This is a genomic window from Enterococcus sp. AZ170 (genome assembly GCF_050545135.1).
Taxonomy (GTDB): domain Bacteria; phylum Bacillota; class Bacilli; order Lactobacillales; family Enterococcaceae; genus Enterococcus_L; species Enterococcus_L ureilyticus.
Map to the genome: position 1 here is coordinate 2192801 of NZ_CP172947.1, position 11221 is coordinate 2204021.

Here is an 11221-nt window from a genome sequence, read left to right on the forward strand (position 1 = left end):
TTCTACTTGCTCTGATGCAGTTTCTTCCATTGCATGTTCGACTCGATTTTAACTAAAAAAGAACCCGTCGACAAACGCGAGCGTTTTATTCGACTGGCTCTTTTTGACTTATTTATTTTTGTGCTGAAGCAAAGTTTGCCGCTTCTGTTCCTGATTGACGTCCAAAGATAATGATGTCGGCTACAGCGTTTCCGCCGATCCGGTTTGCACCGTGTAGTCCGCCAGTTACTTCACCGGCTGCATATAAGCCTTTGATTGGTGCACCGTCTTCTTTCAATACTTCTGTCTTTGTATTGATTTTTACTCCACCCATCGTGTGATGAATGCCTGGTGCGATTTTGATTGCATAGTAAGGACCAGTGGACAAATCATGATCCATACCTGTTGCACGATTAAATTGTGTATCTGATTTTGCTTGGACCTCTTTGTTCCATTGCGCTACTGTTTCTTTTAATGCTGCTTCTGGCATATCGATTTTTTTCGCAAGTTCTTCAATTGTTGCACCTTCTACAACAAAGCCTTGTTCATCATAAAAATCGATTGCTTTAGCACGATCACGAACACCTTGATCGAAAACTAAGTAAGCAGATTTTTCTGGTAAGGCTGTGATTGCTGCCGAAACTTTATCACGTGTATCCATTTCATTCACAAAACGTGTTCCTTCTTGTGAGGCTAAAATAGCTCCTTCACCACGAACTACTTCACCGATCAGGAATGATTTGTCTTGTTGGACTGTTGGATGGATTTGAATCTCTTTCATATCCACTGTAGCACCACCAAGTTTTTCGATCATCTTGATTCCATCACCTGTTGTCCCTTCTTGGTTTGTCGTGACATAATCTTTTAATTTTGGATCGTATTGTTCTAGCATTTCTTTATTCGCACCAAAACCACCTGTTGTCACAATAACAGCATTTGATTTGATTTCTTTGGTTTCTTTGTCATTTAGTTTGACTTTGACACCGTTGACTTGACCGTCTTTTTCAGTGATTTCAGTGACGTTGGCATTTACAAATAGCGGAATTTTTTCTTCTTTGACATTACGAACGAGTCCGTCTACTAAGTAGCCGCCGATTGCAGAACCATCAGCTGGACGGTGAGTGCGTTTTTCGCTCATTCCACCAGTAATAGTTAAGTTGCTTAGTTCAATTCCTTTCGTATCTAACCAATCGATCGCATCTGCTGAATGATCGACGAAAAAGCGTAATAGTTCTTTGTCATTCGTTCCTTTTCCACCTTTAAGTGTTTCTTCAAAGAATTTATCGTTGCTGTCGGTAATCCCTTCTGCTTTTTGGTATTTGGTTTCAGAAGCATTCATACCTGATGACGATTTGATCGTATTCCCACCTGCAACGGGCATTTTTTCTAGAATGGCTGGATTCATTCCAGCTTCTTTGGCTTGTAAAGCGGCCGTCATTCCAGCTCCACCTGCACCAATGATCACGATATCGTATTGATCTTCTAATTCACTTAAATCTGTATAGCCGTTGGCTGATGCGCCAGAAGTAACTTCTGTGCTTTCTTTGGATTCTTTACTTTTCTTAGCTGTCTTATCTTGATCGCTGGTACACCCCACAGCAATTCCAGCAAATAAGCTCAATGATAGTAAACTCATGATGACTTTTTTCATTTTTTCCCCACCTCAGTAATTTTTGACCAGTCAACCTTGATTACTCAATTTTTTGATAAGCTTTTTTGTAATGTGATTATATTCACATTACAAAAAAGCTTAATTAACAAACAAAAAAATTGATTTCGCTCCTTTTTAAAAAGAATAAACATATGAATGTTACTTCTCTCACAATAAAAATAGCATGTTCTGGTGAATTTGTGTTATATTCTAATTTTTTTTAATCAATTTCTTATTTCTTCTAAGTCTTTATTCTTTGTTTGCCCATCATTTATTTTCTGCTATACTTGTTTTAACGATGTTCAGGAGGTCCATTATGAATCGATTTCGGCTTTTATGGCTGGCTCAACGCAAGGGAAGGCGTTTTATTTCCAATCATTTTTCATCTATTCAAATTATTGTTTCTTACTATATTATTATGACGATCGTCTCTTATATCTTGTTTTGCCTACCATTTTTTAGAGAACCAGGCTCTCATGTCGGTTTTATCGACATGCTATTTATGGCGATCAGTACCGTGAGTGTCACAGGGTTGTCTACCTTTGATATTAATTCTGTTTTTAATGATCGTGGCGTGTTGCTTTTAGAAGTTCTCTTTCAGGTCGGTGGTTTGGGGATCATGATGATTTCTACGGCCTTTATTATTTTATCCAAACGGAGGATTTCCTTAAAACAGCGACAATTGATCATGACGGATATGAATCAACCAAAATTAAGCGGGATCGTTCGCTTGATTCGAATTACCTTTACAATCATTTTATGGTTTCAAATGATTTTTGGTACATTTTTTTCTATTTACTTTTATTTTTCCGGCTATTATAAAACTTGGTCAAAAGCGATTTTCTTTGGTTTTTATCAATCGATTTCGGCAGTGACTAACTCTGGCTTTGATGTGACTGGCGATTCGATCATCCCTTTTGCCAATGACTATCTTTTTCTGATTGTCATCATGTTCTTGATTTTTGTTGGAGGAATTGGTTTTCCAGTATTGATGGAATTTCGTGAATGGCTATTCTTTAAGAAGAAAAAACGAGGTTTACCTTTCCGTTTCTCATTGTTTAGTAAAATTGCTGTTTTGGCCTTCGTGATTCTATTTGTCGGCGGAACAGTTTTGATATATTTATTGGAAAAAGATCATTTATTTGTGGGAATGGGTGAAGTACAACGCTGGATCACGTCTATGTTTTATTCGATGACCACACGAAATGCTGGTCTGCAGATCAACGATTTAGGTGATTTTCAGGTGACAACATTGATTGTCTTTTCTCTATTGATGTTTATTGGCTGTAGTCCTAGTTCTGTGGGTGGTGGGATTCGGACAACAACTGTTGCGATCATTGGTTTGTACTTATACGCTTTTTTGAAAAGTGAGGACAAAATCAATGTATTCGGACGTCGGATTGATGACGATGATGTCAAAAAATCGATTGTGGTCTTTATGCTTTCGTTGATAATGTGCTTTTTCGCCGTTTTATTTTTGACTGCAACTGAAGATCACCCGCTGATCGCAATAATCGTTGAAGTCGCATCTGCTTTTGGTACAACTGGTTTATCTTTGGGTATCACTTCTGATTTAACAACTGTCGGAAAATTGATGATCGCTCTATTGATGTTTATCGGACGAATCGGTATGTTATATACTTTGATGTTGTTCGTACCAAAAGAAACGCGAGATATAGGATATGAATATCCATCTGAAAAAATTATTATAGGCTAAAAAATGACTCACCACGTCTCAATTGTGGTGAGTCATTTTTTTACTAAATCAATACATTAACAATCAAATACGTCAAAAATAAGCCCGAAATCAACCACATTGGTAATGGAAGTTCTGTTTTTTTCCTAGCAAACAATTTTGTTACTGGATATGCTACAAACCCAAAGGCCATGCCATCAGAAATGTTCATTGTAAATGGAATCAATACAATCATCAGCATTGCTGGAAAATAATCACTGAAATCCTCAAAATGCAACGCTTTGATTTGTTGGATCATCAAGAAACCCGTTATAATGATTGCTGGTGCTAATGCCGAATCTGGAATGTAAGACAGCAACGGCAGAGCGAATAAAGCGAAAATAAAGCAAATCCCGCTAGTGATCGAAGTAAGCCCTGTTTTTCCCCCTTCTTCAATTCCGGTTGCACTTTCAGCGGCAGCTATAGTTGGGCTTGTACCCAAAATGCTGGATAGCAGGGTAATAAATCCTGTCACACGATAGGCTTGTAAATATTTTTTTTCATCTGCTTCTGGCATCAAGCCTTTAAGTAATCCCATTGACTCAAAAATCAAAATCATCGATAAGGCAAAAACTCCGAGTAAAAAGCTTTTAGAAAAAATAGTGCTGAAATCTAGCTTTGCAAAGATTTGAGTATAATTTCCTAATGCGCTTAAAGAAAAATGTTCTGTTGGCGTTACCATGCCAAAAATATTTGCAATCAGAGTGACAACCACAATTCCAATAAAAAAACTGCCTTGAATCCCTTTAATAAAAAGAAATACAGTCAAAAGCAATGAAAATAATGTTAATAATGTCAAAGGATTATCTAACGAAGCCAGTTGTAAAAAAGTATGTTCACCACCAATAATCAAGTGTCCTTTTTCCAACCCAATCAGCACAAGGAAAAATCCGATTCCCACTGTGATTCCAGTCTTTAAGGTTTCAGGCACAACTTCCGCAAATAATTTACTCAACCGTGTAAAGGCGACGAATAAATAAACAATCCCTGCACAAAAACTGACTGCTAATGCCTGCTGCCAGGTCAATCCTAATGATAAAACTAAGGTATAAGTGAAGAATGAATTGACACCCATTCCGGTGGTTAAAACAATTGGCGCATCTGCACTAAATCCCATCAAAATCGATCCAATAATTGAAATGAAAATTGTACCAAAAATCGTCAATTCTTTTGGCATCCCTGCCTCAGCTAAGATTACTGTATTTACCATAATAATATAGGAGATGGCAAAAAATGAAGTTGTTCCTGCTAATATTTCTCGTTTAACATCGCCTTTTTTTAACTTTTTCCAATTAGACATAAAAATCCTCCTTATTTTTAAAAGTGTAATGCGCTCGTTTTGATTAGAGAGAAAATATATAAATTTTTTAATAAAATTATTTTTTACTGAAATTATACCACTGTAAGGATACCACATTGTAAACGCTTTTTAAAATTTCTGAACACTTTTTCTTTTAATGATTTCCGCAAAAAAAAAACTGAGATCAAACTCAGTTTCAGTTTGATCTCAGTTGCCTTTTTCTTATTTTTTAACCTGACTCACTAATTTAACATAATTTTCTGAGCGATCTTCTGCATCATCTTTTGTTTTAGTTAAAAGATCTTCAACGATTTCTTGGTTATCTTTGATGGTATGCAGTGCAGAAAAACGTGTTTGTTTTTCAAGGAAATCACGCATTTTAGTAAAATCTGCTTTTTTATAGTCAATCACCATCGGATCTTTGCCTTTTTCAATAAGTTGTGGATTATAGCGATACAGTTGCCAATAACCAGACTCTACTGCTTCTTTGGCTAATGACAATGTTTCGATCATACCACCTTTGACTCCGTGATTGATACAAGGCGTATACCCAATGATCAGTGACGGTCCAGGATAGCGCTCGGCTTCGTCAATTGCTTTGATTGTTTGCATTGAATTCGCTCCTAAAGCAATTTGTGCTACGTAAACATTGCCATATGTCATTGCCATCATACCCAAATCTTTTTTAGAAGTCTGTTTCCCTCCTGCAGAGAATTTAGCAATAGCCGCAGCTGGTGTTGCTTTGGATGTTTGACCGCCGGTATTGGCGTATACTTCATTATCCATAACAAAGATATTCACATCGGCTCCACTAGCTAAGACATGATCGATTCCACTAAAACCAATGTCATAGGCCCAGCCATCACCACCAACGATCCATTGGCTGGTTTTTACAAGTAAGTCACTTTGTTTGTAGATTTTTTCTAAGCGTGGATCGATTTGACATTCTTCACTCAAAGCCGCAGCAAGTTTGGTTGCGCGTTGTTGTGTACCATCCCCTTCTAGGTAATGGTCTAGCCAATCCTGCAATAGCGCTTGAAGTTCATCTGAGCCTAAATCGTTATCGATTGCTTCTTGTACTTGGTCTGCTAAATATTGTCGTTTTGTTCTATTAGCTACATACATACCGTAACCGTATTCAGCGTTATCTTCAAATAATGAATTGCTCCATGCAGGCCCTTGACCACATTCATTCGTCGTATATGGAGTTACTGGGGATGAACCACCCCAAATAGAAGAACATCCTGTAGCATTAGCCATCATCATGCGATCACCAAATAACTGCGTTAAAAGCTTGATATAAGGTGTTTCCCCGCATCCTTCGCATGCTCCTGAAAATTCCATCAATGGTTGATTGAATTGAGAGCCTTTAACAGATAGTTTTCTGACTGGGTTTTCTTTTTGTTGTAAAGTCATCGCAAATGCCCAGTTGATTGCTTGTTCTTTTTGTTCTTCATAAGGCTTCATCAAAATGGCTTTTTCTTTGACTGGACAAGCTTGCACGCAAAGACCGCAACCTGTGCAATCCTCTAATGATACTTGGATTCGATACATCAAGCCATCAGCACCGCGCATTTCTCTAGCTACAAAGCCTGCTGGTGCTTCTTCCATTTCTTTTTCATCTGCTAAAAACGGTCGAATAGCCGCATGAGGACAGACAAAAGCACATTCGTTACACATTGTACATTTATCCATCTGCCACTCAGGAACTTCTAAGGCGATTCCCCGCTTTTCATAGGCTGCAGTTCCCATGGGCATTTCTCCGGTTTTCATTCCATTGTCGATTAGATCACCAACGGTCAACGCATTGCCTTCTTGGCGATTGATTGGTTGTAAAATATTGGTAATATATTTAGGCAATGTCGTATCTTTCTTTTCTGGCTCGATAACGATCATTGCCCATTCAGAAGGAACATCAATTTTTTGAAGAGAATCAAAGGTTCCGTCGATAGCTTGGAAATTTTTCTCTACGATTTCTTTTGATTTCTTTCCATACGTTTTTTGGACTTCTGCTTTTAGTAGGGGCATATATTCGTCACGCGTCATAATATCCGTCACTTCAAAGAAGGCAGTAGACATGACTGTGTTGATTCTGCGACCTAACCCTACTTCTCGCGCTAATTCAACCGCATTGATAATGTAAAATTGAATATCATGCTCAGCCATGTATTTTTTTAGTTTTGCAGGTAAGAGGCGATAGACCTTTTCTTTGTCCCAAATTGTATTTAATAAAAATGTTCCGCCATCTTTCAGTCCGTTTAACAAATCATAATTGTGAATGTAAGAGGCGTTATGGCAGGCGATAAAATCAGCTTGTTCTACTAAATAAGTTGATGTGATCGGTTCTTCACCAAATCGTAAATGAGAAAGTGTCAAGCCGCCAGACTTTTTAGAATCGTAGCTAAAATAAGCTTGGGCATATAAATCAGTGTTATCACCGATAATTTTAATCGCTTGTTTATTTGCACCAACGGTTCCATCCGAGCCAAATCCCCAAAACTTAGCTTGGAAGGTTGAATTTGGCGTTAAGTCCAAAACATGTCCTTGCGGCAATGAACGATACGTCACATCATCGACAATTCCAATTGTAAAACGTTGTTTTAATTCGCCCAAAGGTAATAATAAATGATCGTAGACCGCTTTGATCTGATTCGGTGTCACGTCTTTTGAACCTAGTCCATAACGTCCGCCTATCACGATTGGACGATTCTCGTGTTGATATAACGCACTCTGGACGTCCAAAAGTAATGGTTCTCCATCAGCTCCGGCTTCTTTAGTTCTATCTAAGACAGCAACTTTTTCTACTGTTTTTGGTAATTTTTCTAATAGATTTTCTGTTGGAAACGGACGGTATAAATGAATGTTGATCAACCCAACTTTTCGACCTTGTTCATTTAAATAATCCACCGTTTGTTGAATAACTGGCGATGCAGATCCCATAGAAATAATAATTTCTGTTGCATCTTCGGCACCATAATAATCGGTTAAATCATAATTAGTACCGCGTATATCATTGATTTGTTTCATATATTTTTGAACGATTCTTGGCATAGCTTCGTAATTGGCGTTGACCGTTTCTCTTTGTTGGAAATGGATGTCCGGATTTTGAGCCGTTCCTGAGACAGTTGGATGATTCGGATTCATGCCTCTCTTTCTGAAACGATCCACAGCGTTTTGATCAAGCATTCCTTTTAAATCAGTGTAATCGAGTACTTCGATTTTTTGGAGTTCGTGACTTGTTCTGAAGCCATCAAAAAAATTGACAAACGGTAAACTGCCTTCAATACTAGCTAAGTGTGCAACTGCTGAAAGATCCATCACTTCTTGTACGCTGGATTCTGCCAACATACAAAAACCAGTTTGACGAGTTGCCATAACATCGCCATGATCGCCAAATATGCTCAAAGCGCTTGTTGTGATTGCTCTCGCAGCGACGTGGAAAACTGCTGGTAAAAGTTCTCCAGCAATTTTATACATATTTGGAATCATCAACAGCAACCCTTGGGAGGCAGTGTAGGTGGTTGTTAAAGCACCTGTTTTTAAAGAGCCATGGACAACGCCAGCGGCTCCTGCTTCTGACTGCATTTCAATTACTTGGACTTTCTGTCCGTAAATATTCTTCAGTCCAGTTTCCGCCCACTCATCTACCAATTCGGCCATTGTTGAGCTAGGGGTGATTGGATAGATTGCCGCTACTTCTGTAAAAGCGTAGGAAATGTAGGCCGCTGCTGTATTTCCGTCCATTGTCTTTGTTTTTTTCATTTTTCTCACCTTTTATCTTTCCTCAGACTTTTGTTGTTACAGGCGTTTTCATCTTTTCTTGTACATAGTTGTCGATTTGTACTGCTGCGACTTTTCCGGCACCCATTGCTAAAATCACTGTTGCAGCACCTGTCACGATATCTCCGCCGGCAAAGACGCCTGGAATCGATGTTTCTCCCGTTTTTGGATCCGCCTCAATGTAGCCCCATTTTGTCAATTTAAGTTCTGGGAAAGTGGATAATAAGACTTTATTGGACCCTTGACCGATGGCTTCGATCACTGTGTCAGCTTCGATAATAAATTCACTATTTTTAATTGGAACAGGGCTGCGTCGACCAGATTCGTCTGATTCACCAAGTTCCATTTTGATACATTTTACACCACTCAAGTCACCATTTCCGTTATCTATATATTCGATTGGATTTGTTAGCCAATGATACTCAATGCCTTCTTCAACAGAGTGATGGTACTCTTCTATGCGTGCTGGTAATTCTTCTAAAGACCTTCGGTAAACGATACTGACGTGTTCTGCACCTAGTCGTTTAGCACAACGGGCTGCATCCATCGCTACATTTCCGCCACCAATCACCACTACCTGTTGCGAGCGTTTGATTGGCGTATCATATTTAGGAAATTCATAACTATGCATTAAGTTGATTCGTGTCAGGTATTCACTAGATGAATAGACGCCATTTAAAGCAGTTCCAGAAATTCCCATAAAATTTGGTGCCCCTGCACCCACAGAAATATAACAGGCATCAAATTCTGACCTGAGCTCATCCATAGTGATCGTTTTTCCAACTACAACATTGGTTTCAATTGTCACACCTAAGGCTTTAATACTTTCGATTTCTTTTTTGACGATTCGTTTTGGCAATCTAAATTCTGGAATTCCGTATGTTAGCACACCACCTGAATCATGTAATGCTTCATAGACAATCACTTCATAATTTAATTTAGCCAAATCACCAGCTACTGTTAACCCAGAAGGACCAGAGCCAATTACTGCAACTCTGCCAATTTTAGGCTGAGCACTTTGAGATAATTTAGAAAAGTCTTGATTTTCTAATGCCCAATCTGCGACTAATCGCTCTAACTTGCCTATTGCAACAGGTTCAAAATTTTTAGCCATCCCTAATTTGCAGACTTGCTCACATTGTTTCTCTTGCGGGCATACCCTACCGCAAATAGCTGGTAGATTCGTGTAACTACTTAAAATTTCAGCAGCTTCCTGCATATTTCCTTCTTTGATAGCTAGGATAAATCCAGGAATATCGATCATGACAGGACAACTTTTGATACAAGGAGCATCTTTACATTGCAAACAGCGGATTGCTTCTGCTTGTCCTTCTTCGATCGTGTAACCTAGACAAACTTCATTAAAATTTGAGTTACGAACTTCGGGTTTTTGTTCAGCAATTGGTGTTTTCGTTCTACTTCTTCTAGCCATTATGGATCACCTGCGCTTTTTGATAATCTGCCAAACATGCGTCTTCCTCATCTGTGTATTGCTTCATTCGGCTGATAAATTCATCCCAATTGACTTGTGTTCCTTTAAATTCAGGTCCATCCACGCAAGCAAACTTGATATTGCCATCTATCGTGACCCGACAACCACCGCACATACCCGTTCCATCGATCATAATCGGATTCAGCGAAACATTGATTGGTAAATCATAGTTGGAGGCCGTCTCTGTACAAAATTTCATCATAATACTCGGTCCAATCGCCCAACTATAATTGATTGGTTCTCTAGCTATCACTTGTTCCATTGCCTCAGTCACAAGGCCTTTCATTCCTAGCGATCCATCGTCTGTTGTAATAATCAATTCATCGGAATACTCTTGACATTCTTTTGCAAGAATCACTAATTCAGCAGTTTTTGCGCCAAGAATCGTAATCACTCGATTACCAGCATTTTTTAATCCTTTGACGATTGGAAAAATTGCGGCGATTCCGACACCGCCTCCTACGATCAATACCGTACCATAATCTTTAATTTCCGTCGGCATCCCAAGTGGTCCTGTTAAATCCAAGATAAACTCTCCTACATTGAGCTGAGCAAGCTCAGCCGTCGTTTTACCGATCACCTGAAAAACAAGTCGAATCGTGCCTTTTGTAGCACTAGACTCAGCAATCGTCAATGGGATGCGCTCGCCACTATCATTAATTCTCAAAATGATAAATTGTCCTGGTTGTGCTTTAGTCGCAATTCGAGGTGCTTCGATCAAAAAATCATATTCGTTTTGCGAAAGCTGTGTGCGTTTGGTTATTTTATACATAGGGCGTACCATTAATGAATGAACTCATTCATTTTTTCCTTCTTTCGTATAATTTCAGCGTTATTCTATAAACTAGCTGTCAACTCTTTAACAAATTTTTTCAATGCTTCGATATCATCAGCTTCTGCATTGTTCTCGATTTCTACTGTTTCAGCAACTTTCTTAGCACCTGACTTTTCTAAAGCTGTAACGAAGTCATGAGCAGATTTACAGAACAAATCGCCATATTCACGATCTCCTGAACCGACAACACCAAAATTTTTCCCTGTTAATTCTTTTTCTTCTAACTCGTCATAAAAATCTTCAAATTCAAAAGGCAATTCTCCATCCCCATAAGTATAGGTAGCAATAATACAGGCATCTGCATCATCAAAAAAGTCAACATCTACTTCTGAACATTCTTCTCTTTCTACCTCAAAGCCAGCTTCTTGTACAGTGTTTTCTAAAATTTCTGAAATCTCTTCTGTGTTTCCTGTCATACTTGCATATACGATTTTTACTAGTGCCATGTT

At 38.6% G+C, this 11221-nt stretch carries 7 protein-coding genes; 1 reads left to right on the forward strand and 6 read right to left on the reverse strand.

The window, feature by feature from the left end:
* Nucleotides 1-112: 112 nt before the first annotated feature.
* Nucleotides 113-1630 carry a flavocytochrome c gene (locus IGJ55_RS10700; protein WP_429949295.1) on the reverse strand — a complete coding sequence of 506 codons (1518 nt, stop codon included), beginning with the start codon at nt 1628-1630 and terminating at the stop codon, nt 113-115.
* A gap of 316 nt (nt 1631-1946) precedes the next feature.
* Here IGJ55_RS10700 and IGJ55_RS10705 point away from each other — a divergent pair, with 316 nt between their 5' ends.
* Entirely contained in the window at nt 1947-3347 is a 1401-nt protein-coding gene (locus IGJ55_RS10705) for a TrkH family potassium uptake protein (protein ID WP_069639865.1), read from the forward strand.
* Nucleotides 3348-3390: 43 nt separating this feature from the next.
* Here IGJ55_RS10705 and IGJ55_RS10710 read toward each other — a convergent pair whose 3' ends face one another.
* The 5 genes from IGJ55_RS10710 to IGJ55_RS10730 all read right to left on the reverse strand — a co-directional run bounded on the left by IGJ55_RS10710 (nt 3391) and on the right by IGJ55_RS10730 (nt 11218).
* Nucleotides 3391-4665, reverse strand: a complete 1275-nt coding sequence (locus tag IGJ55_RS10710) for an NCS2 family permease (protein ID WP_069639864.1) — start codon at nt 4663-4665, stop codon at nt 3391-3393.
* Between the two features lie 222 nt (nt 4666-4887).
* Complete coding sequence (gene nifJ / locus IGJ55_RS10715) at nt 4888-8427, reverse strand: pyruvate:ferredoxin (flavodoxin) oxidoreductase (protein ID WP_069639863.1); 3540 nt, start codon at nt 8425-8427, stop codon at nt 4888-4890.
* Between the two features lie 22 nt (nt 8428-8449).
* Nucleotides 8450-9877, reverse strand: coding sequence for an NADPH-dependent glutamate synthase (gltA, locus tag IGJ55_RS10720; RefSeq protein ID WP_430606464.1), 1428 nt, complete (start codon nt 9875-9877; stop codon nt 8450-8452).
* The gene (locus tag IGJ55_RS10725) at nt 9870-10709 is read right to left on the reverse strand and encodes a sulfide/dihydroorotate dehydrogenase-like FAD/NAD-binding protein (protein WP_083244350.1); all 840 of its coding nucleotides are present in this window, start codon (nt 10707-10709) and stop codon (nt 9870-9872) included. The genes gltA and IGJ55_RS10725 overlap by 8 nt, the downstream gene beginning before the upstream one ends.
* A 65-nt stretch (nt 10710-10774) precedes the next feature.
* The gene (locus IGJ55_RS10730; RefSeq protein ID WP_069639860.1) at nt 10775-11218 is read right to left on the reverse strand and encodes a flavodoxin; all 444 of its coding nucleotides are present in this window, start codon (nt 11216-11218) and stop codon (nt 10775-10777) included.
* Nucleotides 11219-11221: the final 3 nt, after the last annotated feature.

Coding starts and splice junctions, on each gene's coding strand:
- IGJ55_RS10700 (WP_429949295.1), bottom strand. CDS start 1,630: ATGAAAAAAGTCATCATGAGTTTACTATCATTGAGCTTATTTGCTGGA.
- IGJ55_RS10705 (WP_069639865.1), top strand. CDS start 1,947: ATGAATCGATTTCGGCTTTTATGGCTGGCTCAACGCAAGGGAAGGCGT.
- IGJ55_RS10710 (WP_069639864.1), bottom strand. CDS start 4,665: ATGTCTAATTGGAAAAAGTTAAAAAAAGGCGATGTTAAACGAGAAATA.
- nifJ (WP_069639863.1), bottom strand. CDS start 8,427: ATGAAAAAAACAAAGACAATGGACGGAAATACAGCAGCGGCCTACATT.
- gltA (WP_430606464.1), bottom strand. CDS start 9,877: ATGGCTAGAAGAAGTAGAACGAAAACACCAATTGCTGAACAAAAACCC.
- IGJ55_RS10725 (WP_083244350.1), bottom strand. CDS start 10,709: ATGTATAAAATAACCAAACGCACACAGCTTTCGCAAAACGAATATGAT.
- IGJ55_RS10730 (WP_069639860.1), bottom strand. CDS start 11,218: ATGGCACTAGTAAAAATCGTATATGCAAGTATGACAGGAAACACAGAA.